Consider the following 25,125-nt stretch of genomic DNA (forward strand, 5'->3'; position numbering starts at 1 on the left):
TTGACGCGCTGTTCACGCGCCCGACCGTGTGCAGGAAACTGAGCCGCCTGGAGACGGTCCGGAGCCGCGTGGCGGCAAAGCTGGAGGGACCGGCGCCACTGGCTGGCGGACCGGTGTCGGGCACGCCGTCCAGGCGAGTACCGTTTCGGACGGACCAAGATCGGATTACGAGGAGGCCCGGTGCAGACGACGACGGTGGACATCCCGACAAGCGACGGAGTGGCGGACGCCTCTCTGACCCGGCCGGACGGGGACGGCCCGTTCCCGGCGGTGCTGCTCTTCATGGACGCCTTCGGCCCGCGCCCGCGCCTCGTGGAGATGGCGGAACGGATCGCCGCCCGCGGCTACCTGGTGCTGACGCCCAACCTGCTCTACCGGGCTGGCCGGGCACCACTTGTCGACCTGTCCCGAATCGGCGACGCCGACCAGCGCAGCGCGATCTTCGAGAAGGTCGTCCCGCTGATCCGCGCGCTGACCGCCGACGTGATCAGCCGGGACACCGCCGCGTACCTCGATTTCCTTGCGGCTCGCGACGACGTCCGCCCCGGCCCCGTCGCGATCACCGGCTACTGCATGGGCGGTACGAACGCGCTGCTGGCCATCGAGGCGCATCCGGACCGGATCGTCGCGACGGCGAGCTTCCACGCAGGGCGGATCGTCCTCGACGAGCCGGACAGCCCTCACCTGGGCGTCGGCTCGATCACCGGCGAGGTGTACTTCGGGCACGCGGACAACGACCAGTCGATGACGCCCGAGCAGATCGCCACTCTGGAGGAGGCGCTCGACGCCGCGGGTGTGCGCTACCGCTCGGAGTTGTACGAGGGCGCCCACCACGGATACACCATGTCCGACACACCGGCGTACGACGAGCAGGCCACCGAACGGCACTGGGTCGCCCTGTTCGACCTGCTGGACCGCAACCTGCCGACCAGCTGAGGCCGGCGGCGGGCTGCGCGCCTCAGCCGCGCCATCGGGCATACGGCGCCCGGCCGTCAGCCGAAGCCGCCCGCGTTGCGCCTGTTGCGGGGCCGACCGGGCGTACGGGTGGTGACGCTGAACCGACCGTCGGGCTCCATCCGCACCTCGCGGACGTCCGCCAGGTCGGAGACGCCCTGCTGGCGTAACAGGGTGTGCAGCTCCTCGTTGGTGATCAGTTCGCGGCGCATGTTCTCCCGCATGACCTCCCCGTCGCGGACAAGCACCAGCGAGCTGGGCCGGATCAGCCGTGCGGCGGCCTGCCAGCGGTACGCGACGGCGTTCAACAGGTACGACCAACCGATGATCACCCCGACCAGCAGCAACCCGTCGGTGATCGAGTTGTAGCCGCCGGACATGCCGTTCTGCGCGGCGTCGGCGAGCAGCACGATCACAAGCAGGTCGGTGACGCCTGTGGTGCCGCTCTCCCGCTTGAGGATGACCCGCAGGAGCGTGAACAGGGCGAGGTACATGACGCTGCCCCGTACCAGGATCTCCAACACCGGGGTGTCCGGGATGAACACCTTGCCCCAGTCGGCCATCCGACGGGCTACCCGCCGGCCGCCCAGCCATGCCTCCCGGCCGTGCCCGCACCGACCGGCGGCGCGAGGCGAGCCCTGTCAGCGGCGCAGCACCACCGGGCCGGCGTCGATCCGGGTGCGGAACAGCGCGTACGGGCGGCGTCGCAGGTCCTGCCCACGCTGGTACTGCGCCTGGCGGTGCAACTGGTTGGCGGTGACGTACAGGTAGCCGTCGACTGCCACCGACATGGTGTCCGGCCAGAGCAGCCGCGGGTCGTGGACCAGGGTCTCGTACTCGCCGTCGGGCAGTCGGCGCAGCACCGCGTTGTGCTCGTACGAGGTGAGGTAGAGACGACCCGCGTCGTCAGATTCCAGCCCGTCCGACGCGGTGCCCTTGTCGCCCTCGTCGACAACCGTGGCCGCGACCGCCTCCTGGGTGACCGACGGGTCGGCAAGTGCCTCGGTGGACACGCTGTACCAGCGGCGGGATGCCAGCGGGCAGTAGTACAACCGGGTGCCGTCGGCCGAAATGGCGATGCCGTCGGAGCCCATCGTCACGGGCTTCGGCGGCCCCTCCGCCGGCCGTTCGAGGAACGGTCGGCCCTCGACCACCGGACGGAACGTCGTCAGCGGCTCCGCCTTGGTGGACGGGTGGTCGTGCAGCCGCCGCCAGGACGCCCCACTGGCCAGGTCCACCACGATGATCCCGTTCGGCCCGTCGGACGCCGAGTCGGTGATGTAGGCGACCCCCGACTCCCCGCGCCGCAGGTCGAAGCGGACGTCGTTGAGGTACGTCGTCGGCAGCGCCACGTCCGGCGGGAAGGTGATCACCTGGGCGACCGTGTCGGTGTCCAGGTCGACTCGGACGAGCTTCGGCCCTCCGGGCTTCGTGGGCTGGAACATCGGGCTGCCGGTGTCGAGGACCCAGAGCCGGTCGGCCGGGTCCACCACGATGCTCTGCACCGAGACGAACGCGCCCGCGTCGTCGCCGCCGGACGGGTCGTTCCACGGCTGGTCGGGGTAGGGCACCTCACTGCCGTCGCGCAGCTCGACGACTGTGGCCGGCACCTCGTCGCCCCACTTGGGGAAGTTGACGAAGATCCTGCCCTGGTGCGAGACGCTCACACCGGTCGGCATCGGGCCGGTGAAGGTGTGCACCAGCTCCAGCTCGCCGAGCGGCTCGTCGCCCACCGGCCCGTTCACGACGTTCGCCCCGCTGCCCGCATCGTCCAGCCCCCTGCCGGTCCGGCTTCGCACCGGCGCGAACCCGCATGGTGCTGTTCCCGCCGTGGCGTCCGGTATGCGTGGCCGTGGCCGCCTCATTCGACCCTCAACCGGCGCCGGCAACAGGAAGGGCCGCTTCCCTGCTGCTCGGCACCGGAGCGGCGGGGCCGGATCAGCAGGTGGCGGTCGCGGTGGGCAGGCCGGGGACCTCGACGTCGACCGCGAGCAGCGCACCGTCCGTGGCGCCTGGCTCGGTGAGCCCGAGCCTGGCGGTCCCGATGAAGAGCCGGCGCAGGTCGGGGCCGCCCAGGCAGATGCCGGCCGGCTGGCGGGCGGGGAGCTGGATGTGGCGGTCCAGCGTCCCGTCGGGTCGGTAACGGCGTACCGCCGAGCCTCCCCACAGCGCGACCCAGAGGTGGCCTGCCGCGTCGACTGTCATCCCGTCCGGGGAACCGTCGGAGTCGGCGAGTCGCAGGAACGGCTCCCGCCCGTGCAGGGCGCCGGTGGCCCTGTCGACTGTGAACCGGTCGACCTCGCCGCGCGGCGAGTCGGCCAGGTACATGGTGGTGCCGGCCGCGTCGAAGGCCGGGCCGTTCGGGATGCTCAGCCCGGTCACAGCGGGTTCCGGCGCCGAGCCGGGGGCGAGCAGGTAGAGGGTGCCCTGGCCGGGCAGTCCCGCGTACGTCATGCTGCCAGCCCAGAAACGGCCGTGCGGGTCGGCGACCGCGTCGTTCATCCGGGTCGGCTCGGGCGCGTCGGCGACCAGGTCGGCGACGGGTAGGGGGTCGCCGGTGGCGGGCAGCACCGTGACGCCGGTGCCGGCGGCGGCCAGCCAGTCGCCGGGTCGGCCGGTCAGCGGGGCTACCGCGCCGAGCGGAACGTCCAGGCGGCGCAGCTCCCGCAGCCGGCCGGGGCGGTCGCCGTCGGTCTCCAGCAGTCGACCGGCGAGCAGGTCGACAAGCACCAGCCGGTCATCGACCCAGCGCAGCCCTTCGCCCAGCTCCAAACGGTCGGGGGCCCAGACGGTCGGTTCGGTCAGCTCCATCGTGCTCCTCCAACGATCTCCGGCGGTCGAGGTCGGCCGCCCGCCGGTCAGCGAACCGTGCCGCCCGGCCCGTGGTCGAGTAGCGCCAGCTCCGCCCGGTCGGGCAGGCCCTCCCAGTCGCCCCGGGTGGCGACCGCGAACGCGCCGGTGGTGACCGCCCGGTCCAGCCGCTCCGGTACGTCGTCGCCATCCAGCCAGCCGGAGAGTAGCCCGGCCACGAAGGCGTCGCCGGCCCCCACGGTGTCCACCACCGGAACCTGCCGGGCCGGCCGGTGCACGGTGCCGGCGGCGCTGTGGCTGGTGGCCCCGTCGGCGCCGTGCTTCACGACGACCTCGGTCACGCCGGCCGCGCGCAGCGACGCGACCGGGTTGGCGGCGTCGGTGAGGATGGCAAGCTCCTCGTCGGAGGCGACGACCAGGTCGATCGAGGGCAGCAGCGGTCGCAGCGTGGCGGCAGCCTCGCCGACCGACCAGAGCCGGCTGCGGTGGTTGACGTCCAGGCAGACGGTGCTGCCCGTCGCGCGCGCGAGCCGTACCGCCGTCACCACCGCGTCGTACGGCTCCGCGCCGAGCGCGCAGGTGATGCCTGTGACGTGCAGCAGTCGGGGCGGTCGCGTGTCGAACGCGGGAGTGACGTCGGCGGGGCGCAGCCGGGACCCGGCGGACCCGGTGCGGTGATACGTGACCCGGTTGATGTCGGCGACCCGGGCCTCGAAGAGGATCAGCCCGGTGGGGGCCGCCGGGTCGACACGGGCCCAGGTCAGGTCGACGCCTTCGGCGCGTAGCGTGCGGCGGACCAGTTCGCCGGGCTCGTCCGCGCCGGTGACCCCGACCCACGCCGCGTGGTGGCCGAGCCGGGCCAGCCCGATCGCCACTGTCGACTCGGACCCGGCGACGGAGATCCCGGCGGTGCCGCCCAGCCGCAACGGCCCGGTCGTGCGGAAGGCCGCCATCGTCTCGCCGAAGGTGAGCAGGTCGGTCACCATTCGGCGAACGACCCGTCGCGGTGCTGCCAGACCGGGTTGCGCCAGGCATGCGGTGTACGCGCGGCCTCGCGGACCGCCGCCTCGTCAACAGTGATGCCCAGGCCGGGCCGGTCGAAGCGGGCGATGTGCCCGTCCACGAACCGGAAGGGTTCCTTGTCGACCACGTAGTCCAGCAGCTCCGAGTCGACGTTGTAGTGGATGCCGATGCTCTGTTCCTGGATCAGGAAGTTCGGCGTCGCGAAGGCCACCTGGAGGCTCGCCGCCAGCGAGATCGGCCCGAGCGGGCAGTGCGGGGCGAGCAGCGCGCCGTACGTCTCGGCCAGCGCGGCGATCCGGCGGACCTCGGAGATCCCGCCGGCGTGCGACAGGTCCGGCTGCACCACGGCGACCCCGGCCTGCAACGGGCCGAGGAATTCGGAGCGGCCGTAGAGGCGTTCGCCGGTGGCCACCGGGATCGGGGTTCCGGCGACGATGTCCCGCAGGTGGTGGGCCTGGTCGGGCAGGACGGGCTCCTCCACGAAGATCGGGCGCAGTGCGGCAAGCTCGGGCAGGATCCGGCGGACTGCGGCCAGCCCTGCCCGGCCGTGAAAGTCGATGGCGATGTCCCGGTCGGGGCCGAGCACCTCGCGGGCGGCGGCGACCCGGCCGACCACCGCGTCCACCTCGGCGGAGGTGGGGATGGGGGAGAGTCGACCGCAGGCGTTCATCTTGACGCCTGTGAGACCGGCGGCGACCTGCGCGGCGGCGGCATCGGCCACCTCGTCGGGCTCGTCTCCACCGATCCACGAGTAGATCCGTACCTGGTTGCGCACCGGCCCACCGAGCAGCGCGTGCACCGGTGCCCCGTACGCCTGGCCGGCGATGTCCCACAGTGCCTGGTCGAGGCCGGCGACAGCGCTGGAGAGGATCGGGCCGCCGCGATAGAAGCCGCCCTTGCTGAGCACCTGCCAGTGCTGCTCGATCCGAAGTGGATCCTCGCCGATCAGATATTCGGAGAGCACCTCGACGGCGCTGCGTACCACCTCGGCGCGCCCCTCGACGACCGGCTCACCCCACCCGACGAGCCCGTCGTCGGTCTCCACCCGGCAGAACAACCACCGTGGCGCGACCAGAAAGGTCTCGATCCGCTCGATCTTCACTGACTGCCCCTTCGCCCCCGTGCCTTTTCGACGTCGCGGACGGCCTTGTCCAGCAACTCACGCATGGCGGCCTCGGCCGCTGTCTCGTCCCGGGCGCGTAGCGCGTCGACAACGGCGCGGTGGCTCGGCACCGGGTCGTCGTGGGCGGCGGTGCCGTGCACGAGCCGATCCCGTTCGGCCAGGCCCGTCTCCATCACCACCTCCATGCGTTCCAGCAGCTCGTTGTGGGTCGCGGCGAGCAGCTTGCGGTGGAAGGAGAGGTCGGCGGCGACGGCGGCCGTGGGATCGCCCCCCGCCTCGGCCATCTCGGCCAGTGCCCGGTCCAGTGCGGCGATGTCGTTGTCGGTGCGCCGGCGGGCTGCCAGCCGCGCGGCGGCCGGCTCGATGATGGCGCGGACCTCGTGCAGTTGGTCGAGCAGTGTCTGGTGCGGGCCCTCGGCGAACTGCCAGCGGATCACGTCACCGTCGAGCAGGTTCCAGTCGGCTCGTGGCCGGACGAACGTGCCGCGCTTCTGCCGGGCGTCGACGATTCCCTTGGCCGAGAGGACCTTCAGCGCCTCGCGCAGCGCCGTCAGGCTGACGTCGAACTCCTCCTGCAGGGCGGCGATGTTCAATGTCGACCCGGCGGCGATCTCACCGGTGAGGATGCGGCGGGCGATGGCCTCGACGGTCTGTCCGTGGACGCCGCGACTTGCATACTGTGCCAATGGTCTTCCGGCCTCTTCGCTGGTGTCGGGTTCGATCTTTCAGGCCGAGGTTTTCACCGCTGTCCAGCCACCGTCCACCACAAGGCTCGCTCCGGTGACGTAGGCGGCGTCCGGTGAGGCGAGGAAAGCCACCGTCGCGGCCACCTCTTCGGGTGTGCCGAACCGTTTCGCGACGGTCTCCTCGACGCTTCGCTGACGGTCCTGTTCGGACACGTCTGCCCAGGCGGCGGTGAAGATCGGGCCGGGCAGCACTGTGTTTACGCGCACCCGCGGGCCGTACTCCACGGCGAGCTGGCGGCCGAGCGCGACCAGGCCGCCCTTGGCCGCCGCGTACGCGGGACGGCCGGGAAGCCCCACCAGGGCGTGCACCGACGAGATCAGCACCACCGCTCCGGACCGTTCCCGCAGGTCGTCGAGGCAGGCGCGGACGCCCAGGAAGGAGCCGGTGAGGCTGACGCCGAGCTGGTGGTCCCAGGACTGCCGGCTGGTCTCGTGGGCCGGGGCGACCTGCACCGCGTAGGCGGTGCTGATCAGGATGTCCACCGGGCCGAGGTCGGCCCGGACGGCGGCCACGGCTGTCGCCCAGTCGGCGTCCACACTGACGTCACCCACTACGGAAAGCGCCCGGTCGCCGCGTGCTGTCAACTCGGCGGCCAGTGGGCGTGGGTCGGTCACGTCGAGCAGTGCGACGGCGGCTCCCTCGGCGGCCAACCGCCGGGCGATTGCCGCGCCGATCCCGCCCATAGCTCCGGTGACCAGCGCATTCTTCCCTTTGAGTCGGCGCATGGCCTGACCCCCTGACCGTGGGCGGCGATATCAACTAATCATTAATTACGAAGACATCTTCACAGTCGAAGGGTGCCGATGCAACCTCGGCCCGCCATTCGGCAGGCTCGGCAGCATCCGGTGTCAGTCGCGGCGGATCAGGCCCGGGCCGGCGGTGATGTCGATGTCGCCGCTGTCGACGTCGTGACCGGCCGAGCAGCGGAGCACAGCCCGCACGGGCTCGCCGCAGTCGTGGTGGCGGGCGACGATCGGAGGGCCTGCGTCGTCGGCGGCCCAGGCGTCGCCCCAGTTGCGCAGCGCGGTGATGACCGGCAGCAGTTCGCGCCCCTTGGTGGTGAGCTGGTATTCGTGACGTGTGCGCTGCCCCGGCTCCCGGTAGGGGATCCGTTCGAGCAGGCCGGCGGCGACCATCTCCTTCAGTCGGGACGCGATGGCGGGCTCACCGATCCCGACCCGGCGGACGAAGTCGTCGAAACGGCGCGTACCGAGCAGAGCGTCACGCATGATCAGAAGCGTCGACCTGCTGCCCACGATGTCCATCGCGCGGGCCACCGAGCAGTTCGTATTCGACCAGGAGTCGCGGTCGTCCCGTAGGTCCTCCATGCGCCAAGCCTACCTGACTTGCATTAGGGCAACCCAGGTGCTTCACTGGATCGCTGCTGGCTTCAGCAGAAGCAAGTCAGCCGGACGCACACCGTGAGGACGCCAATGGCCACCAACACCGCAGCACCCAGACCGGCTGCCACCGCCCGATCAGCCCTTCGCGGCTCTCCCGCCGCGACGCTTCTCGCCACGTGTCTGGGCGCGATGATCACCTTCCTCCAGATCACCGCCACCGTGTCGGCCCTGACCACCATCCAGCGCGATCTCCGGGTCGACGCCACCACATTGATCTGGATTCCCAGCGCGTACACACTGGTCGTGGCGAGCGTGGTGCTGTCCGCCGCCACTCTGGGCAACCGGTACGGGCGTCGGCGCATGTTCAACGCGGGAGTCATCGCCATGATCGCCGGCGGTGCCGTGGTGGTGAGTTCGCCAACAGTGACCTGGGTGATCGTCGGGCAGTTGGTCGCGGGTCTCGGTGGTGCCCTGATCCTGCCGAACAGCCTGGCGATCCTGGGTGCCACCTTCACCGACCCGCACCGCCGTACCGAGGTCATCACCGCCTGGTCGGCGGCCTCCGGCATCGGTCTCGCGGTCGGCCCGCTGATCGCCGGGGCGCTGTTGCGGCACCACTCGTGGCACAGCGTCTACGTGTCCACGATCGTGCTGGGCCTTGTCACCCTCGTCGTCGCCGCGATCGGAGTGGCCGAGTCCCAGCCGAGCGCGGGCCGCCTCGACGTACCCGGCCTGCTGCTCGGCACCGTCGCCATCGCCGCCGCCGTCTACGCCATGATTCGGGGCGGCCGGGACGGCTACACCAGCCTGGTGGTGACGTTGGCCTGGGCTGCCTCGGCCGCCGCGCTGATCGCGTTCGTGCTCGTCGAGCTGCGCACCAGCGCACCGATGCTCGACGTGCGGCTGTTCCGCTCGAAGTCGTTCAGCGCCGTCATGGTCGTCGCCGCGGTGTCGCTGTTCGGCTTCACCGGCGTGGCGATCCTGCTCGTCCTGTTCCAGGAGCGTGCGCAGGCCCTCAGCCCGCTGGACACCGGCTGGCGGATGCTCGCGCTCTTCGGTGTCTACGCGGTCGTGGCCTTCGGCGCGGGGCGGCTGATCCGCCGTACCGGGTTCAAGGCACCTCTCACCGCCGGTCTCGTCCTCGGGGCACTGGCCAGCTTCGGCCTCGCCACCCAGGGCCCGACCACCCCGTTCGACCAGCGGTGGCCGCTGCTCGCGCTGTTCGGCGCGGCCTGCGCCCTGGTGGTGGCTCCGGCGACCGCAGCGGCACTGGCGAGCGTCGCGCCCGCGCAGGCGGGCATGGCCTCCGGCGCCGTCAACGCCGCCCGCCAGGTCGGCTCGGTGCTCGGCTCGTCCCTGCTCGGCACGCTGCTCACCACCACGATGCTGTCCGACCTGCCCGAGCGGCTCGCCGCCCACCAGGTCGACGCGCCCACCCGGGTCGCGGTGCAGGCAGCCGCGGCCACCGGCGCCACCGACGGCCAACCACTGCCCGATCCGGTACGGGCCGCGCTCGCCGAGGCCCTGACCTCCGGAGTCCAGGCCGGCTTGTGGATCAACGGCGTCGTCTTCCTCGTCACCGCCGTTCTCGCGCTCACTCTCGTGCGCAACCGACCGCACCAGCACTAGCCAGGCGCGCCGACCGGGTCGAGCGTGAGCTGTCGGTCGAGCATCCCGAGCTGCTCGCCGCAGCACACCTCGACCGGCCGGGTGCGCCGGCGCCACGCCCGCACCGTAGCGTGTCGCACCGGTGCCCACGGTCGGATCGACCTGGCGCCGGGCGCCACTGGCAGGTTCGTCACCGGGCTTCTACGGTGGTGGGGACACGGGGAGGTGGAGCGTGGTCGACGCGGGCCAAGCAGCGCGTTGGCTACAGCTCAACGCACCCCGGGGCGGGCCCGACGAGTTGTCTCTGCTCGTCACCCGCGCAGCGCCGGCCATCGGCGCGACCGAGGTCGTGATCTACCTGGCCGACTACACCCAGTCCATCCTCGTGCCGCTGCTGGGCGCGGGTCTCGTCCGGGACGAGCTGACGATCGAGACGACGCTTGCCGGCCGCGCGTTCACAAGCCTCGACGTGCAGCGTGCCGCCGAGACCCCCGACCGACTCTGGGTGCCCCTGCTGCTCGGCTGCGAGCGGCTGGGGGTGCTGGAGGTCGTGTCGCCGGACGCTGGTGACGCGGCGATGGACGTGCCCGCCTGGGAGTTGGCGGTGAACATCGCCCAGGTCCTCGTGAACCGCCGGCTCTACGGCGATGTCGTCGAGCGGATGCGGCGCCGCCTGCCGATGCAGGTCGCCGCCGAGATCGTGTGGGGGCTGCTGCCGCCGTTGACCTTCGCCACCGACGAGCTGGTGATCACCGCCATCCTCGAACCGTGCTACGACGTCGGCGGGGACATCTTCGACTACGCGCTGAACGGTGACGTGCTCAGCGTCGGCCTCTTCGACACCTGCGGGCACGGCATCAAGGCGAGCACCCTCGCGTCGCTGGTGGTCAGCGCGTACCGCAACGCCCGCCGGTCCGGCCTCGACCTGGCCGCCACGGCGACGAGCATCGACCGGTGGGTGCACTCCGAGCACCCTGGCTCCTTCGCTACCGCGCTGCTTGCCGAACTGGACCGCCGCACCGGCCAGCTCAGAATCATCAACGCGGGTCACCCGGGGGCCATGCTGCTGCGCGACGGCAAGGCCATCCGGGAGCTGCCGGGCCCGACCGCCCTGCCGCTCGGCCTGGGGTACCTGTCGGCCGGCGCCCCCCGTGTGCACCAGGAGGAACTGCACCCGGGTGACCGGATCCTCGCCTACACCGACGGCATCACCGACGCGAAGAGCGCCGACGGGGAGCGGTTCGGCCTGGACCGGCTCGTCGATTTCGTCGGCCGCGCCCTCAACGACGGGCTGCCCAGCCCCGAGACGATGCGCCGCCTGGTGCGCGCCGTCCTCGCGTACCAGGACGATCAGCTCGACGACGACGCCACGGCCATGTTCCTGGAGTGGCGGCCACCGCATCTGCCGCTCGCGCACCTCAGCCGCCTCGGCGTGCCACAGGGCTGACCGCGTCGAGTGGGATTTTGCACTCGCAGTGCACTTGTCTCCGCATCGAGGGCTGTCTAGCGTCACAGCATGGCCGACTCGTGGACATTCGCCGTGGCCCGCAACGATCTGGGCCGGACCACCCTCGTCGACAGCGCAGCGCCCACTCCGGTTGACGGCGAAGCGCTGCTGCGCGTCGACCGCGTCGGCCTCACCGCAAACAACGTGACCTACGCGGTGCTCGGCGACGCGATGCGCTACTGGCAGTTCTTTCCGCCCGAGCCCCGCGGGCTCGACGGTCAGTGGGGGTTGCCGCCGCTGTGGGGCTTCGCCGAGGTCGTCGCCTCCACAGTGGAGGGTGTCGAGGTCGGTCAGCGCGTCTACGGCTACCTGCCTCCAGCGGGCCACCTGGTGGTACGCCCCGACCGGGTGAACGCGACCGGTTTCCGCGACGCCAGCGCGCACCGGGCCGAGCTGCCGTCGCCGTACAACTCGTACCGGTCGACCACCGGTGACCCCGCGTACCGGCCAGAGCAGGAAGACCTGCTGATCCTGTTCCGGCCGCTGTTCTTCACCTCGTTCATGCTTGCCGACCAGGTCATCGACAACGATTTCTACGGTGTGCGGTCGCTGGTGCTGTCGTCGGCGTCGAGCAAGACGGCGTACGCCGCAGCCTTCGAACTGCACGGCCGTGGCCCCCGCCTGGTCGGGCTCACCTCGCCCGGCAACCTCGCGTTCACGCGGTCGCTCGGCTGCTACGACGAGGTCATCTCCTACGACGACATCGACACCCTCGACGTCGTCGAGACCGCCTACCTCGACCTGTCCGGTGCGCCGGCGACCCGCGCCGCCCTACGCGGGCACCTCGGCGACCGGCTCGTGCGGGACATCGCTGTCGGACTCACCAACCAGACACCAAACGCCGACGCCGCCGGCGAGGTCTTCTTCGCGCCGGTGCAGATGCGCAAACGCGGCCAGGACTGGGGCCGCGAAGGGCTCGACGAACGGTTCACCGCAGCCTGGCAGCGCTTCGCCCCGATGCTCAGCGGGTGGCTCGACGTGCGGGTCGGCGACGGCCCCGAGGCACTACGGGACGCCTGGCTCGACGTCCTCGCGGGCCGTACGCCGCCCCGGACGGGCCACGTCGTCCAGCTCTGAGCCAACCGTCACGGAAGGATCGCGTCGACGTATCCGCCGTCGACCCGGACCGCCGCGCCGGTCGTCGCGGAGGCGAGCGGAGACGCGAGGTAGGTGACCATGTTGGCGATCTCCTCGGGCTCGATGAGTCGCTGAAGCAACGACTGCGGCCGGTGCAGGCGCATGAACTCCCGCTGCGCCTGCTCCCACGGCAGGCTGTCGCCCATGAGGTCGGCGACGAAATCCTCGACACCGCCGGTGTGGGTCGGCCCGGCGAGCACCGAGTTGACAGTTACGCCGGTGCCGGCAGCGGCCTTCGCGAACCCGCGCGAGACACCCAGCAGAGCCGTCTTCGAGACACCATAATGGATCATCTCGGCGGGGATGGCGACCGCCGAGTCGCTGGCCACGTACTGCACCCGCCCCCAACCGCGCTCCATCATCCCGGGCAGATAGGCGCGGGTCAGCCGCACACCGGCCAGCACGTTCACCTCGAAGTAGCGACGCCACTCGTCGTCCGGGATCTCCAGGGCCGGGCTGGGGCCGAAGATGCCGAGGCTGTTGACCAGGATGTCGACGCTGGGCAGCAGGTCGAGCGTGCGGGCCGTACCCGCATCGGTCGACACGTCCGCGTCGACCTCCACCACGTCGGCGCCCGGGACCTCGTCGCGCAACGTCGCGGCGGCGCGCTCGACCCCGGCGGCGGTACGGCCGTTGACGGCCACCCGGGCGCCGGCGCGGGCCAGGCCGGCGGTGATGGCGGCGCCGATTCCCTGGGTCGAGCCGGTGACCAGCGCGGTCCTGCCGGAAAGATCGATCTGCACCGTCATCGTCACCCCATGCGCTCGTCTCACCTCGGCCGTCCCCGTTCGGGGGCCGTTTCGACCGTAGCGGTGCCGCCCGCGCCCGGCAGCCCGAGTCACGCAAACCCCGGCCCCGCCACCTCGCGGTCACCAGCATGCCGCCGACCGCTAGGCTGTGAGCGCGGGGCATCGATGGCCCATCGCCGGCCCGGCCCCGCTGCGTCCCCACGGTTCCCCAGTTGCCGATGACTGAGTCGAGCGCTGCCGTGCACATCTCCTGGAGTTCCTCGTGACCGATATGACGTCCGCCCTGAATCCCTTCAGCGTCGAGGGGGAACGGGTCACCGACGACGAGCGCAGTCCGGAAGCGGACATCAGCGCGGATTCGATGACCCGCCTGCGTACCCCGTTCGCCACGGAGACCCCGGACCGCGAGTCGGCCGAGACGCCCGCCCGCAGCTAGCCCACAATCTGGTCACGACGGTTGGGGCTTTCCTCCACGCCGGATCGACGGGACATCCAGTTGTGGCTTCCGTCGATAGCATGACCTGGCCGGCATCGCATCGATCGAGGTGCCGTCACGGGGGAGGAACAAGTCCACATGAAACGCATCGGAGCAGCCACGCTGGCGACCGCTGTCGGTGTTGCGGCAGTCGTCCTGGCCACCGGCCAGCCGGCCCTCGCCGCCGACTTCGCCAATCTGCCGCTGTCGAGCTGGGCCTATCTCGATTCGCAGAGCCCGACGTCGAAGTTCGTCAACCCGCAGGTCGCGCCGCCGGTCGGCACGCTTGTCGACGATGCGAACAGGCCGCACACCTACCGCTCCTACTTCACCTACGACCTGACCCAGCTCAAGGGCACTGTCGTGCACAACTCGTACCTCTACACGTACGAGGACGCGGTCACCGACTGCTCCACGGCAGTGACGATCGAGGTGTGGCGGACTGCCCCGGTCAAGGCCGGGACGACCTGGAACAACCCACCGGCGGAGTTGGAAAAGCTGATCTCCGCCGGTCGGGGGCAGGGCTCCTACTACTGCCCCGGCTACCTGGGCTTCGACATGGTCGAGACGCTGAACGCCGCGCTCGGCCGTAACGAAAAGTCGATCACGGTCGAATACCGGATCACGGCCGCCCAGGAGGCCGACCCGCGCGCCGGCCGCACGTTCCAGCTGCCGACGCTGAGCTCCACCTCGAACCACCCGCCGACCGTGTCCGACCCGCACCTCGAATCTCCGAAACGACCGTGCGGCACCTTGACCAAACCGTCACCGGCCGCCGCGACGACGATGTTCAAGGCCACCGCCAACGATCCCGACGAGGGCGACTACGCGACAGTCCTCTACGCGATCTGGCCGGTCGACCAGCCGGACCAGCGCCGTGAGTTCTACAGCTACTACGGCACCGACCTGAGCCAGTACGCCGACGGTCAGTTGCTCGCCTGGCAGGCCCGCGCCAGCGACTACTACGACGCGGGGCCGTGGAGCAAGGCCTGTTACGTGATCATGGACAAGGCGCCACCGGCGAACCCGCCGGTGGTCACCTCGAAGCTCTACCCCGAGGGCAACATCCAGGGCGGTGGCGCCGGCGTGACCGGCAGGTTCCGCGTCGCCGCCGGCGATGACCAGGATGTGGTCGCCTTCAGTTGGCGTGACAGCGGTGGCAACTCCGGCAGCGTGAAGGCCCGGCAGCCGGGCCGGACGGCTGTCATCGAATACACCCCGAAGCGTGCGTGGATCGAAACCCTCTACGTCCACTCGGTCGACGCGGCCGGCAACCGAGGGCCGGAGAAGGCGTACCAGTTCTGGGTGGCCGACACCGCGCCGAGCGCGGAGGTCGAAATGGGCGGGGTAGGGCTGCCGAGCACGATCAGCCTGACCGCGCGCAAGCCCGAGACGACAGCCTTCGGCTACCAGGTCAACGGCGGCCCGCAGATCCGGGTGCCGGCCGTCGACGGGAAAGCCACCGACCAGTTCACCTTCACCGAGGTCGGCGAGGTCGCGATCGTCGTCAGCAGCTACGTGAAGAACAAGCTGATCGGGCAGGACACCCTGCGGATCCCGGTCACGGACTCCCCGCGGGTCGAGTCCGCCGAGTTCAACTTCGACAACGAGCCGATCGCCGGCAAGACCGGCTCGTTCACGTTCAAGCCGCGCAACGCCGACGTCGTCGCCTACGAGTACGTCCTGGACAACGAGGCCGCGCAAACCGTTACGGCGGCGGCGGACGACACCGCCGTACTGCCGTGGACGGCGACCGCCGGATGGCACATGCTGATCGTGTGGTCGGTGAAGGCGGACGGCTCGAAGTCGATGGAGGCCTACTACCAGTTCAGCGTCCTCGACCCGGTGCCGAGCGCGTACGCGCCGACGCTGGAATACCTGACCCGGATCGACGGCGTCGGCCTGCCTGTGGAGTTCTACCTGAGCAGCCAACTGCCGAACGTGACAGGCTTCGCCTACCGGTTCGACGGTGGCCCGGAAACCGTCGTGCCCTCCTACGGAGCCAGCGTGTCGATCACGGTCACGCCTGTGCACACCGGTGACAACACGCTGATCGTCGAGGCGTTGCTGGCCGACGGCACCCGGTCGCCCGCGAAGAGCTTCACCTGGCGGCCGTTCGAGGCGCCGGTCATCACGACCGATCCGCCCGGCGGCGGCGCGGCCGCCCAGCCGATGACGCTGACCTTCCGCTCGGTACTGCCCGACACCAGGGAGTTCCGCTACTCGCTGGACTTCGGCGAATACCAGACCATCGCGGCGCGGCCGGACGGCACGGCGACAGTGTCGTTCACACCTCAGTGGGACGGCTGGTTCTCGGCCCGGGTCACCGCGATCGCGCAGGACGGGACAACGTCGCCAGAGCGCGAGATGACCGTCCCTGTCCGCGACACCCGGGTCTCGGTGTGGAGTCAGTACAACGAGTGGTCCCCGCGGGGCGGCATCGGTGTCCCCGGTGACTTCGCGCTCAGCACCGAATGGAAGCCCGAGGTGGTGGAGTACCTCTACCGCCTCAACGACGGCCCGGAACAGGTCACGCCCATCGGGGACAGCTGGAACACGATGGTCCGGGTCGTGCCGGACCGCAACGGACCCAACACGCTAACAGTGCGGGGTCGCACGGCGGACGGTCGGCTCTCGCCGGTCACCGAGTACCTGTTCCAGGTTGGCACCGCGCCGCAGGTCTTCTCCGAGGCGTACCCCCGGGACACCGCTGGCGGCGGTGTCGGCGTCGAGGGTCGCTTCGAGTTCAGCGGCGGCACGGCCGGCATCACGTCATTCGAATACACGATCGGCGGGGTTGCCGGCACTGTGGACGCCGACGCGGAGGGCCGTGCGTCGATCACCTGGACGCCGACCGAGGCGACAGGGCTCCACCTGATCGTCAAGGGCCGCAAGGCCGACGGCACCACCACCGACGAGACCGGGTACTTCATCGTGGTGAAAGCGGACTGATCGGCCCTCGGGTCACTATGTGTCGAGTGGCGCCCCGCAGGGCGATGGCTGCCTGCGGGGCGCCGCCGCGCGTACGCCGCCGAGGTGCTTGGTGATGCGGAGCAGCACGTGACCCGGTGGCCCGACGACGAAGGTGGCCGTGTCGGCGAGGGCGGCGATCAGGGGCAGGCCACGGCCGCCGACGGTGAGCGGGGCGGGAAGCCCGGCGTCGAGTCCGGCGTCGAGCGGGGTGCGTCCCCGGTTGCCGATCTCGATCCGGCAGGCGTCGTCGTCGATCACGATGGTGATGTCGACAGCGCTGTCGGCATCGGCGTGCATCACCGCGTTGGCGCAGGCCTCACTGATCAGCACGGCGAGCTGACCGCGGGAGTCCTCGGTGGCGTCGGTGAGGCTCAGCAGGGTGTTGAGCACGTGGCGGGCGCGGGTCACCGAGGCCGGTTGGCGCGGTAGCGACAGCGTCAGGCTCACCCGCATCGCGCAGCTCCTCCCGGCCCCCACGTCAACAGCCGACCACTCTGTCATACCCGAGTTGGGCGCCGTGGTCGTGCTCAGCACTACCCGCAGGCGCCGAGGCGAAACGGTTCCCGTGCCAGCTCGACCAGCAGCGTGCAAGGGGTTCGCCGGTCGGCCGAATAGGGTATTCGGGGGCCATCGGCGTGGGGAGGTTGTTGTGGATCTGCTGTTGTCGGCCCGGCCGGGCCGGGGCTGCACGGTGCTGGAAGTGCACGGTGAGCTGGACATGGCGACGTCCTCCCGGCTGCGCGACGGCCTGCAACAGTTGATCGACGCCGGTGATCGTCGGGTGGTGGTGGATCTCGCCGGTGTGGCGTTCATGGACTCCAGTGCCCTCGGCGCGCTGGTGGTGATGTTCAAGGCGCTGCAAGGCGTCGGCGGTCAGTTGTCCCTCGCAGCGCCGCAGCCGGCAGTGCAGGGCGTCCTGATGATCACCTCGATGTACAAGGCCATCGACGTCTACGACAGTGTGCAGGCGGCCGAGGCCAAGGTGGCGCTCACCGACGACTCCACCGGCCGCTAGTTGTCGGGCAGCGCGGTGCTGGCCCGCCCCTGGTCGGCGCCGGCACTGGTACGCCGATCCTCGCCGTGCCCCCCGTGCCAGTCGAGGATGAGCAGGGTGGCGTCGTCGGCCAGGGACGGCCCGCTGACCTCCAGCACGGCGTCGGCCAACGCCCGGACGGCCTCGCGGGGGTGCAGACCGACGATCGACCGCAACATGGCCGGTAGGTCCAGGCTGGCGGCGTTGCGCTCCCGCACGCCATCGGTGACCACCACCAACCGGTCGCCCGGCAGCAGCGTCACCTCGCCCGCGTCGTATTCGGCCGCCGCGAACATGCCGAGAGGGAAGTTGCCCGGCAGCGAAAGCATCTGAGTGGCGCCGTCACGGACCAGCATGGGCGGCACGTGCCCGGCGTTGAGCAGCGCACACACGCCGGTGCGCAGGTCGAGACGGCCGAGCACAGCGGTGACGAAACCGCCGGGGACCGGGGTGTGCTCGGCGACCGCGGCATTCGCGGCCAGTGCCTGCTCCACCAGGCCGATCGCCTGGCGGCGGGTGTTGCGCAGGCTGCCCACGCCGAGGGTGGCGGTGAGCGCGCTGGTCACCCCGTGGCCCATGGCATCGGTGACGCTGAAGTGCAGAACGTCACGGGCGAGGCTGTAGTCGAAGGTGTCGCCGCCGATGCTCGCCGCGGGTTCGAGCCAGCCGGACAGGGTGAACGCGCTGCCCTCACAGGTGAACGCGGAGGGCAGTAGGCGGCGCTGGATTTCGGCGGACAGGGTGAACGGAGTGGTGCGTTGCCCCCACTCGAACAGATCGGTGTGCCGGCGGTTGGCGATCACCACGAACGCCAACAGGTGCGCCGTGCGGCTTATCTCATCCAGATCCCGTTGAACAGGCTCGGCGGGCAGGAGCATTTCAAGCAGACCGATCGCCTCACCACGGTCGGTCACCGGCGCCAACACCGTCCACCCGTCGGTGTGCTTGACGACCTGCACCGTCTGGGTGCGTAGCGCCTGCTCGGCGGGGCCACCATCGAACGGCAGCACCGTGGCGCTCTCGTTGCCGTCGTGGCGGTCCGCCCCGGTGCCGTCGATCGGCACCTGATCCAACCGGACCAACGCTCGGCCGCTGAGGTCCGCGATCAGGAACGCGACGCTCCGTGCCCCCAGCGCCGCGCCGATTTCCCTGGTGACCGCCTTGACCGCATCGACCGGCGAGGCGTTCTCCGCCGCGTCCAACATGTGGCTCATGACCTGCTCCCCGCTGCCTTCCACGATCCGAGCCTACGAGATCCGGCAGACCTCGCCGAGCACGAGTATCGCGGCCGTAGCAGGGAGGCAGGCCGGGACGCGTACCTGCGGTCGAGGGCGGGTGTCCGGCGACCGGCGGACACCGCCCTCGCCGTCGACCGGGGTTTCGACGCGGTGGGCACCGGCCTCGGGACGGTATCGGTCCGAGTAGACCCGAGGCGACGACCGGCTGGGCTCAGACGGGCGCGGGCAGGGCCGACATGGCCATGACGAGCGACCCGAGCAGCGCTGCGTCCTGCGCGAATGTGGACAGGACGATGTCCGGCCGGTACGGCAACGCGTGGTTGAGCCGTTCGATGAGCATTTCCCGCACGACCTCGTTGCCGGCGACGCTGCCGACAAGCACGATCCGCTGCGGGTCGAGCAGGAGGCAGCAGGTGACGAGTTGGCGGGCCAACTCGTCGACGCGCCGACGCAACTCGTCGCGGGCCTGGCCGGGCTGCGCCGCAGCGGTGCAGAGCGCGGCGGCCTGGCCGGTCATCCCCAGTCGCAGCGCCAGCTCGTCCAACGCGCGGCCGGAGAATGTCGCCTCCAGCATCGGCTCCAGGCCCGCTGGCCAGCTGTGATCTGTCAGGCCGTAGGCGATCTCCCCGGCCGCGCCGTGGTAGCCGGGCATCACCTCGCCGCCGACCGTCACCGCCGCGGCCACCCCGGTGCCGAGCCCGATCACCAGACCGGGATCGACTCCCTGCAACGCCCCGAAGCGCAGTTCCGCGTAGGCGGCGGCGTTGAGGTCGTTCGACACCCGTACGGAGGTCAGCCCGAGGTGGTCGCGGACCGCGTCGGCCAGCCGCAGTTGCTCCCAGCCGGGTACGTTCGGCGCCAGGTCGATGCTGTCGTCGTGGACCACGCCGGGGGAGGCGATGCCGGCCGCAACGAGCGTGCCGCCGGTGCGGTCCGCGAGTTCCCGTGCCCGGTCGAGAGCCCTGGTGAGGGCCTGCTGAGCACCGTGCTCGGCGTGGGTGGGCAGTCGCTCGGAGACGAGCAGTCGACCGTCGGCGTCGCCCACCCCGATAGCCATTTTCGTGCCGCCGAAATCGATGCCGAGCAGCCGCGGGTTCGCCGATTGTTCCATGGTGATGTCAGATCGCCCTTCGGGCCGTCGGTTTACGTCGTGCCGCGAACGCGGCGACACGACATCATCGTTCACGCGGTGCCGTGTCTGTTGCCCCGTCACCGCGCCACCCTCGCCGCGACCGCCTCGGCCAACGCCTCGTCGGCACGGACCAGCCGGTCCCGGAACGTGTCCACACGCGCCGCTACCGCCGTCATCATGCTTCGCAGTTGCGCCACCTGCTCGCGTACCGCCGCTTCGCCCGGACCGTCGGCCTGGGCCCGGCGGAGCACGAACTCCGGGTGCACCGCGGCGGCCAGCAGGTCCCGGATCGCGGCCTCGTCGAGCTCGGCGAGGCCGAGGTCGGCGGCGGTCGACCGGACGTCCTGTTCGGTCCAGGTGGCGGGCGGGCCGTTGCGCACCAGCCGACCGAGCAGCGAGTGTGCGCCCCGGAACGGTACGCCGTGGCGAGCCAGCGCGTCCGCCGCGGCGGTCGTGGTGGCGCCCGAGGCGACGATCTCCTCGCCGGCCGGCGGACGCAGCGGGTCCAACTCCGCGATCAGCCCGCCGAGTAGGGAGAAGAACCGGTACGCCCGGTCGTCGCCGTCCCAGAGCCGGGCCTGTACGTCGGTGGTGGCGTTGTTGGAGTCCTCCCACCAGGCGGCGCCCACGTTGTTGAGCACGCTGACGGCGTCCGCGGCGGCGGCGCCGGCCATCGAGACGAGGTGTTCCAGCACGACAGGGTTGCGCTTCTGCGGCATGATGCTGCTGCCCTGGGTGAACTCGCCGGGCGTGACGACCCAGCCCCAGCTCAGCCAGTCCATCAGGGTGCGGGCCAGCCGGGCGCCGGTGGCGAGCGCCTGCGCGTTGAGGGTGGCGACGCGGACGAGGTGGTCGGCGCCGGCCACCGCCTCGTACGAGTTGATGATGAGCCGCTCGAAGCCGAGCAGGTCCGCCAGGCGGCGGGGCGAGATGTCCAGGTCGGTGCCGGCGAAGGCGCAGGAGCCCAGGGGCGAACGGTTCATCTCGTCAAGCAGGTCGGCGTAGGCGAACCCCTCGCCGACAAGCGCTTCGGCGTAGCCGGCGAAGACGTGCCCGATGCTCGTCGGCTGGGCCGGGCGCCTGTGGGTGTAGCCGGTGATGACCACGTCGGCGTGCCGGTCGGCGCGGTCCAGGATGGTCCGGCCGGCGGCCAGCACCGCGTCGAGCACCTGGAGGAGTTGATCGCGCAGCACCATCCGGAAGACACCGGCGTCGAGGTCGTTGCGGCTGCGGGCGAGCTGCACGCTGAGCTGGGACACCTCGACCCCGCAGGCGGCGGCGAGGCGCTTCTCCAGCGTGTAGTAGACGTCCTCGACGCTGCCGTCGTAGTCGAACTCCTCCGGCCGGTCCTCGGTGAGGACGAGCAACCCGCGCAGCATCATCGCGGCCGAGTCAGCGGGGATCAGCCCCTGCTCGGCGAGCATGACGACGTGGGCCTGGCTCGCCTTGACCATCGCGGGATACAGGTGGGCGGCGTGGTGATCGAACACGACGCGGAGGTGGTGCTGCTGATAGATGGTCAGTGCGGGCGTCATCCAGGTCTCCCAATGCGATGCGTTGTCGTACGGGTGGCGGGCTGGGTCATCCGATGGCCTGGTCCGACCGGCCGGTGCCGCCGGACCGGTCGGACCAGGCGGTCTTGTCGGACGAGGCGGGCTGGTCCGCCCCGGGTGGACCGGGTAGCGGCGAGGCCAGCCATGCCTCGATCACCTCACGCAGCCGCGCGCCGGCCAGCTGCCGGATTTCTCGCCCGGCCGACTCGGTGGCCAGCGAGACGTGACCCGACCAGCCCTGCCACGGGTCGGGCCGCGACTCCACGAGCACGTACGGGTAGGGGGTGGTCAGCTTCGGCTTCGGTGGCAGGTCCGGCGCGGCGGCCAGGTGCACCGCCGCCGGGTCGAAGCCGAGCACTGCCGAGCTTTCGTACGCTCCGCCGTGTCCCCGGGACGGCAGAGGGCCGAAGATCTCGGCTGTCTCGTCCGGGCTGACCAGCTGGAACCAGTTGGCGAGCAGCAGGCTCGCCAGGTGCCGTCCGGAGACCCACTCCATTGCGGCACGCACTGTGGAGAGGTTGGCGTCGTGTCCGTTGACCACGAGGAGCCGGGGGAAGCCCGCCTCGACGATGCCGGCGAGCACGTCGCTGAGGTACCCGACGGCGATCTCGGGGCGCAGCGCCACGGTGCCCGGCCACTGTCGCGTCTGGCCGGGGCAGGCGGCGTACGGTGCGGCGGGAAAGAGCACGGCACGGGCCGAGCCGGTGGCCAGTTCCCCCGCGAACCCCTCGGCGAGGAGCAGGTCGGTGCCGAGCGGCAGGTGCGGGCCGTGCCACTCGACGGCGCCGACCGGCAGCACCGCGAGGTCCGCCGCCTCGACGACCGCGGCGAACGCGTGGCCGGGAACCCGGGTGACCGGGAGCAGCCCGCCCTCGACACGCCAGCGTTCGATCAGTTCGTCCACTGTGCGGCCTTCCTACTCGCGGTACGGCTGCTGTCCAGCCGACCGGAGAACCACATCACCACGAAGATGAGCAGCACCTGGAGCATTCCGTAGGCAGCAGCGGTGCCGAGTTCGAACGAGTACATCCGGTTGTTGATGGCCACCGAGATCGGCACCGTCGACGAGGTGTAGATCAGCACCGAGGCGACGAACTCGCCGACACCGTGCACGAACGCCAGCAGTGCGCCGGCGAGCACGCCGGGGAGCATCAGCCGCACGGTGATTGTGTAGAAGGCCCGCACCCAGGAGGCGCCGAGGTTGCGGGCGGCCTCCTCCAGCGACGGGTCGATGAGCGCCAGCGCCGCCGAGCTGGACCGGAACACGATCGGCAGGAACCGCACGAAGTAGGCGAGCGGCAGGATCCAGAAGGTTCCGACAAGTACCTGCCCGAGGCTGAACGCGTTGCCTGTGCTGAACGCCGAGATCAGGTTGATCGCGACGACAGTTCCGGGCAGCGCCCAGGCGATCATCACGGCCACGTCGAGCAGGCCGCGTCCGACGAACCGCAACCGCCGCACCGCGTACGCGATGAGCACGCCGATCACCACGCAGCCGACCACGGCGAGAAGGCTCATCTGTACCGAGTTGAGGATCGGCCGGAACGCCTTGGGGTCGGTGAAGATCGTGACGAAGTTCTCGAAGGTGTACGTCGTCGGCAGCACCTGCGTGGTCCAGGTGCGGTTCTCGGAGAACGCGACGAGCGCGATCGTGGCGACCGGGGCGAGCAGGATCATCGTGGCCAGCACCGAGGCGAACGGCGCCAACCACCGCCCGATCGGGTTGTTGATCTCGCGCCGGTTCGCGGAGATCCCCTTCGACTGCGACTGGTAGCTGCGCCGGCCCTCGTACCACCGCATCGCCAGCAGGAAGATGATGGAGACGATGCCCAGCACTGAGGCGTACGCCGAGGCCATCGGCAGGTCGCCGTTGGTCCGGTTGATGTAGATCTGCATCGTCATGGTCTGGCTGACGTTGAACAGCAGCGGCGCGGTGTACGACGCCAGTGAGGTCATGAAGACCAGCAGCGACGCCGAGACCAGCGCCGGGGTGAGCATCGGCAGCATGACGGTCAGCCAGACCCGCACCCGGCTGGCGCCGAGGTTGTACGCCGCCTCCTCGACCGATGGGTCCATTCCGGCAAGTGCTGCGGCGGCGGCCAGGTAGAAGAACGGGTACATGGTGAACGTGTGCACCACGAGTACGCCGGCGATCCCGTCGAACGCCAGGACCGGTTGGTCGGTGCCGAAGAGCGCCTGCAACCCGCGCGGCAGGATGCCGATGTTGCTGTAGAGCAGCTGGAACGACACGGCACCGATCAGCGGTGGCAGGGCCGCCGGCACCAGGATGAACGCCTCCATGAGCCGCCGGCCGCGGAAGGTGAACCGCTTGAGCAGGAAGGCCATCGAGACGCCGACGATGCCGCAGAGCAGGACGCTCGCCGCCGAGATGAACAGCGAGGTGAACAGGGACTGCCGGGCCACCCCGGAGGAGGTGAAGAACTGGAGGTAGTTCTTCGTGCCGTCGGCGCTGACGCTCTCGGCGAAGGTGGCGAACATCGGTTGGACGACGTAGCCCCAGAGCACCAGGACGAGGGGGAAGACGAGCAGGTAGGGGAACCACCGTGAGGTGGCGCCACCGGCCAGGCGCTGGCCGAGCCCTGCCAGCCGGCCGGGTGTGGGTTCGGAACGAACGGTCACGGCCGGACCACCCAGAGCCGTTCGGCTACGAGGCGCAGGCCCACGACGTCGTCGAGCTTGATGCCGGTCGGCGGGTCGATCACGGCTGCCATCACGTCGATGCCGTCGACGTCGACGTTGAGGTGGGTGGCCATGCCGGTGAACTCGATGTGGGTGATCCGGCCGCGCAGCGCCGCCTCGTCGTTCGAGCCGGCGAGCGTGATGTGCTCCGGGCGGGCCGACACCAACGCGGTGTCTCCCTCGGTGAGGCCGTGCCCCGAGGCGGCACCGACGTCGAGCGTCGCGCCACCGGGGAGGCGTACCTGCACCTGGGTCTCCGCCGCGCCGACCACAGGCAGGCTCAGGACGTTGCTGCGACCGATGAACCGGGCCACGAACGAGTTCGTGGGCCGGTAGTAGATCTCCTGCGGAGCGCCGACCTGCTGGACCTGCCCGGACTGCATGACGGCGATGCGGTCCGACATCGACATGGCCTCAGCCTGGTCGTGCGTGACGTAGATGCTGGTGAGGCCGCTCTCGCGGTGGATCCGCCGGATCTCGGTGCGCGTCTCCTCGCGGAGCTTCGCGTCGAGATTGGACAGCGGCTCGTCGAGCAGCAGGGTGCGGGGCCGGATGACAAGTGCCCGGGCCAACGCGACGCGCTGCTGCTGGCCGCCGGAGAGCGCGTCGATGCGCCTGTCGCCGTACCCGGTGAGGTGCACCTGGGCGAGTGCCTCGTTGATCCGGCGGGTCCGCTCCTCGCGGGAGACCCGACGGACCTTCAGCCCGTACGCGACGTTCTGCGCCACCGACATGTGGGGAAAGAGCGCGTAGTTCTGGAAAACCATGCCGGTGTCCCGTTTGTTCGGCGACCAACGCGTCACGTCGTCGTCGCCGAAGTGGATGTGCCCGGACGTCGGGAAATAGAACCCCGCCACCATCCTCAGGGTCGTGGTCTTGCCGCATCCGCTCGGTCCGAGGAGGGTGAAGAACTCACCGGCTCCGATGGTGATGGTGACGTTGTCGACCGCCGCTGCGTCGCTCGACTTGTCGAAGCGCTTGCTGACGGCCGCCAGCCGGACATCGATCATGTTTCTGGG

The 25,125-nt window shown here is 70.5% G+C and carries 24 protein-coding genes; 7 read left to right on the forward strand and 17 right to left on the reverse strand.

What is annotated here, in order from left to right; all coding sequences use genetic code 11:
* Nucleotides 1–180: 180 nt before the first annotated feature.
* Complete coding sequence (locus ACPXB1_RS00665; RefSeq protein WP_355588383.1) at nucleotides 181–936, forward strand: dienelactone hydrolase family protein; 756 nt, start codon at nucleotides 181–183, stop codon at nucleotides 934–936.
* A 56-nt stretch (nucleotides 937–992) separates the two neighbouring features.
* On the opposite strand, the gene ACPXB1_RS00670 is transcribed toward ACPXB1_RS00665, so the two are convergent.
* The 8 genes from ACPXB1_RS00670 to ACPXB1_RS00705 form a co-directional block, all read right to left on the reverse strand.
* A complete protein-coding gene (locus tag ACPXB1_RS00670; protein WP_355588385.1) occupies nucleotides 993–1,517 on the reverse strand; it encodes a DUF421 domain-containing protein in 525 nt (174 codons plus the stop codon).
* Nucleotides 1,518–1,595: 78 nt separating this feature from the next.
* Nucleotides 1,596–2,753, reverse strand: a complete 1,158-nt coding sequence (locus ACPXB1_RS00675; RefSeq protein WP_425734670.1) for an L-dopachrome tautomerase-related protein — start codon at nucleotides 2,751–2,753, stop codon at nucleotides 1,596–1,598.
* Between the two features lie 139 nt (nucleotides 2,754–2,892).
* Nucleotides 2,893–3,765 carry an SMP-30/gluconolactonase/LRE family protein gene (locus ACPXB1_RS00680; protein WP_355630781.1) on the reverse strand — a complete coding sequence of 291 codons (873 nt, stop codon included), beginning with the start codon at nucleotides 3,763–3,765 and terminating at the stop codon, nucleotides 2,893–2,895.
* A 47-nt stretch (nucleotides 3,766–3,812) separates the two neighbouring features.
* Nucleotides 3,813–4,751 carry a sugar kinase gene (locus ACPXB1_RS00685; RefSeq protein ID WP_425734671.1) on the reverse strand — a complete coding sequence of 313 codons (939 nt, stop codon included), beginning with the start codon at nucleotides 4,749–4,751 and terminating at the stop codon, nucleotides 3,813–3,815.
* Nucleotides 4,745–5,890, reverse strand: coding sequence for a galactonate dehydratase (dgoD, locus tag ACPXB1_RS00690; RefSeq protein WP_355630784.1), 1,146 nt, complete (start codon nucleotides 5,888–5,890; stop codon nucleotides 4,745–4,747). Before dgoD ends, ACPXB1_RS00685 begins: the two co-directional genes overlap by 7 nt.
* Nucleotides 5,887–6,597, reverse strand: a complete 711-nt coding sequence (locus ACPXB1_RS00695; protein ID WP_355588393.1) for a FadR/GntR family transcriptional regulator — start codon at nucleotides 6,595–6,597, stop codon at nucleotides 5,887–5,889. The genes dgoD and ACPXB1_RS00695 overlap by 4 nt, the downstream gene beginning before the upstream one ends.
* Before the next feature lie 39 nt (nucleotides 6,598–6,636).
* On the reverse strand, nucleotides 6,637–7,383 hold the full coding sequence (locus ACPXB1_RS00700; RefSeq protein ID WP_355588395.1) for an SDR family NAD(P)-dependent oxidoreductase: 747 nt from the start codon (nucleotides 7,381–7,383) through the stop codon (nucleotides 6,637–6,639).
* Between the two features lie 123 nt (nucleotides 7,384–7,506).
* Nucleotides 7,507–7,986, reverse strand: coding sequence for a winged helix-turn-helix transcriptional regulator (locus ACPXB1_RS00705; protein WP_355630787.1), 480 nt, complete (start codon nucleotides 7,984–7,986; stop codon nucleotides 7,507–7,509).
* A gap of 105 nt (nucleotides 7,987–8,091) precedes the next feature.
* Here ACPXB1_RS00705 and ACPXB1_RS00710 point away from each other — a divergent pair, with 105 nt between their 5' ends.
* Nucleotides 8,092–9,630 (forward strand): MFS transporter, encoded by a 1,539-nt coding sequence (locus ACPXB1_RS00710; RefSeq protein ID WP_425734672.1) that lies wholly within the window; start codon nucleotides 8,092–8,094, stop codon nucleotides 9,628–9,630.
* Here ACPXB1_RS00710 and ACPXB1_RS00715 read toward each other — a convergent pair.
* Nucleotides 9,627–9,749 (reverse strand): hypothetical protein, encoded by a 123-nt coding sequence (locus ACPXB1_RS00715; protein WP_355588401.1) that lies wholly within the window; start codon nucleotides 9,747–9,749, stop codon nucleotides 9,627–9,629. The two genes, ACPXB1_RS00710 and ACPXB1_RS00715, sit on opposite strands and share 4 nt — an antisense overlap.
* Nucleotides 9,750–9,841: 92 nt before the next feature.
* Here ACPXB1_RS00715 and ACPXB1_RS00720 point away from each other — a divergent pair, with 92 nt between their 5' ends.
* Nucleotides 9,842–11,056 carry a PP2C family protein-serine/threonine phosphatase gene (locus tag ACPXB1_RS00720; RefSeq protein ID WP_425734673.1) on the forward strand — a complete coding sequence of 405 codons (1,215 nt, stop codon included), beginning with the start codon at nucleotides 9,842–9,844 and terminating at the stop codon, nucleotides 11,054–11,056.
* 69 nt (nucleotides 11,057–11,125) lie between these two features.
* Nucleotides 11,126–12,193 (forward strand): DUF2855 family protein, encoded by a 1,068-nt coding sequence (locus ACPXB1_RS00725; RefSeq protein WP_053659022.1) that lies wholly within the window; start codon nucleotides 11,126–11,128, stop codon nucleotides 12,191–12,193.
* A gap of 8 nt (nucleotides 12,194–12,201) precedes the next feature.
* Here ACPXB1_RS00725 and ACPXB1_RS00730 read toward each other — a convergent pair whose 3' ends face one another.
* Nucleotides 12,202–13,002 carry an SDR family NAD(P)-dependent oxidoreductase gene (locus ACPXB1_RS00730; protein WP_197281624.1) on the reverse strand — a complete coding sequence of 267 codons (801 nt, stop codon included), beginning with the start codon at nucleotides 13,000–13,002 and terminating at the stop codon, nucleotides 12,202–12,204.
* 262 nt (nucleotides 13,003–13,264) lie between these two features.
* Here ACPXB1_RS00730 and ACPXB1_RS00735 point away from each other — a divergent pair, with 262 nt between their 5' ends.
* Together ACPXB1_RS00735 and ACPXB1_RS00740 are read left to right on the forward strand one after the other, a co-directional pair.
* The gene (locus ACPXB1_RS00735) at nucleotides 13,265–13,438 is read left to right on the forward strand and encodes a hypothetical protein (protein WP_157552877.1); all 174 of its coding nucleotides are present in this window, start codon (nucleotides 13,265–13,267) and stop codon (nucleotides 13,436–13,438) included.
* Nucleotides 13,439–13,576: 138 nt separating this feature from the next.
* A complete protein-coding gene (locus tag ACPXB1_RS00740) occupies nucleotides 13,577–16,429 on the forward strand; it encodes a hypothetical protein (RefSeq protein ID WP_425734674.1) in 2,853 nt (950 codons plus the stop codon).
* Nucleotides 16,430–16,444: 15 nt separating this feature from the next.
* Here the strand turns inward: ACPXB1_RS00740 and ACPXB1_RS00745 are convergent, their stop codons facing one another.
* Nucleotides 16,445–16,903, reverse strand: a complete 459-nt coding sequence (locus ACPXB1_RS00745; RefSeq protein ID WP_425734675.1) for an ATP-binding protein — start codon at nucleotides 16,901–16,903, stop codon at nucleotides 16,445–16,447.
* Between the two features lie 196 nt (nucleotides 16,904–17,099).
* Here ACPXB1_RS00745 and ACPXB1_RS00750 point away from each other — a divergent pair, with 196 nt between their 5' ends.
* A complete protein-coding gene (locus ACPXB1_RS00750) occupies nucleotides 17,100–17,465 on the forward strand; it encodes an STAS domain-containing protein (RefSeq protein ID WP_053659028.1) in 366 nt (121 codons plus the stop codon).
* On the opposite strand, the gene ACPXB1_RS00755 is transcribed toward ACPXB1_RS00750, so the two are convergent.
* From ACPXB1_RS00755 to ACPXB1_RS00780, 6 genes are all read right to left on the reverse strand, one after another.
* On the reverse strand, nucleotides 17,462–18,697 hold the full coding sequence (locus tag ACPXB1_RS00755; RefSeq protein ID WP_231640168.1) for a PP2C family protein-serine/threonine phosphatase: 1,236 nt from the start codon (nucleotides 18,695–18,697) through the stop codon (nucleotides 17,462–17,464). The genes ACPXB1_RS00750 and ACPXB1_RS00755 overlap by 4 nt on opposite strands.
* A 235-nt stretch (nucleotides 18,698–18,932) precedes the next feature.
* Complete coding sequence (locus ACPXB1_RS00760) at nucleotides 18,933–19,832, reverse strand: ROK family protein (RefSeq protein ID WP_053659031.1); 900 nt, start codon at nucleotides 19,830–19,832, stop codon at nucleotides 18,933–18,935.
* A 98-nt stretch (nucleotides 19,833–19,930) separates the two neighbouring features.
* Nucleotides 19,931–21,388, reverse strand: a complete 1,458-nt coding sequence (locus ACPXB1_RS00765) for an argininosuccinate lyase (protein ID WP_053659033.1) — start codon at nucleotides 21,386–21,388, stop codon at nucleotides 19,931–19,933.
* 46 nt (nucleotides 21,389–21,434) lie between these two features.
* Nucleotides 21,435–22,310 (reverse strand): creatininase family protein, encoded by an 876-nt coding sequence (locus ACPXB1_RS00770; RefSeq protein WP_425734676.1) that lies wholly within the window; start codon nucleotides 22,308–22,310, stop codon nucleotides 21,435–21,437.
* A complete protein-coding gene (locus ACPXB1_RS00775; protein ID WP_053659037.1) occupies nucleotides 22,298–24,046 on the reverse strand; it encodes an ABC transporter permease in 1,749 nt (582 codons plus the stop codon). Before ACPXB1_RS00775 ends, ACPXB1_RS00770 begins: the two co-directional genes overlap by 13 nt.
* On the reverse strand, nucleotides 24,043–25,116 hold the full coding sequence (locus ACPXB1_RS00780; protein ID WP_425734677.1) for an ABC transporter ATP-binding protein: 1,074 nt from the start codon (nucleotides 25,114–25,116) through the stop codon (nucleotides 24,043–24,045). Before ACPXB1_RS00780 ends, ACPXB1_RS00775 begins: the two co-directional genes overlap by 4 nt.
* Nucleotides 25,117–25,125: the final 9 nt, after the last annotated feature.

Source organism: Micromonospora sp. DT68 (genome assembly GCF_049847245.1).
GTDB lineage: Bacteria > Actinomycetota > Actinomycetes > Mycobacteriales > Micromonosporaceae > Micromonospora > Micromonospora profundi.

What these genes read in the sequence shown, in the direction of transcription:
- ACPXB1_RS00745 (WP_425734675.1), bottom strand. Translation starts at nt 16,903, where the DNA reads ATGCGGGTGAGCCTGACGCTGTCGCTACCGCGCCAACCGGCCTCGGTG.
- ACPXB1_RS00705 (WP_355630787.1), bottom strand. Translation starts at nt 7,986, where the DNA reads ATGGAGGACCTACGGGACGACCGCGACTCCTGGTCGAATACGAACTGC.
- ACPXB1_RS00710 (WP_425734672.1), top strand. Translation starts at nt 8,092, where the DNA reads ATGGCCACCAACACCGCAGCACCCAGACCGGCTGCCACCGCCCGATCA.
- ACPXB1_RS00680 (WP_355630781.1), bottom strand. Translation starts at nt 3,765, where the DNA reads ATGGAGCTGACCGAACCGACCGTCTGGGCCCCCGACCGTTTGGAGCTG.
- ACPXB1_RS00760 (WP_053659031.1), bottom strand. Translation starts at nt 19,832, where the DNA reads ATGGAACAATCGGCGAACCCGCGGCTGCTCGGCATCGATTTCGGCGGC.
- ACPXB1_RS00740 (WP_425734674.1), top strand. Translation starts at nt 13,577, where the DNA reads ATGAAACGCATCGGAGCAGCCACGCTGGCGACCGCTGTCGGTGTTGCG.
- ACPXB1_RS00780 (WP_425734677.1), bottom strand. Translation starts at nt 25,116, where the DNA reads ATGATCGATGTCCGGCTGGCGGCCGTCAGCAAGCGCTTCGACAAGTCG.
- ACPXB1_RS00730 (WP_197281624.1), bottom strand. Translation starts at nt 13,002, where the DNA reads ATGACGGTGCAGATCGATCTTTCCGGCAGGACCGCGCTGGTCACCGGC.
- ACPXB1_RS00765 (WP_053659033.1), bottom strand. Translation starts at nt 21,388, where the DNA reads ATGACGCCCGCACTGACCATCTATCAGCAGCACCACCTCCGCGTCGTG.
- ACPXB1_RS00685 (WP_425734671.1), bottom strand. Translation starts at nt 4,751, where the DNA reads ATGGTGACCGACCTGCTCACCTTCGGCGAGACGATGGCGGCCTTCCGC.
- ACPXB1_RS00755 (WP_231640168.1), bottom strand. Translation starts at nt 18,697, where the DNA reads ATGAGCCACATGTTGGACGCGGCGGAGAACGCCTCGCCGGTCGATGCG.
- ACPXB1_RS00725 (WP_053659022.1), top strand. Translation starts at nt 11,126, where the DNA reads ATGGCCGACTCGTGGACATTCGCCGTGGCCCGCAACGATCTGGGCCGG.
- ACPXB1_RS00700 (WP_355588395.1), bottom strand. Translation starts at nt 7,383, where the DNA reads ATGCGCCGACTCAAAGGGAAGAATGCGCTGGTCACCGGAGCTATGGGC.
- ACPXB1_RS00670 (WP_355588385.1), bottom strand. Translation starts at nt 1,517, where the DNA reads ATGGCCGACTGGGGCAAGGTGTTCATCCCGGACACCCCGGTGTTGGAG.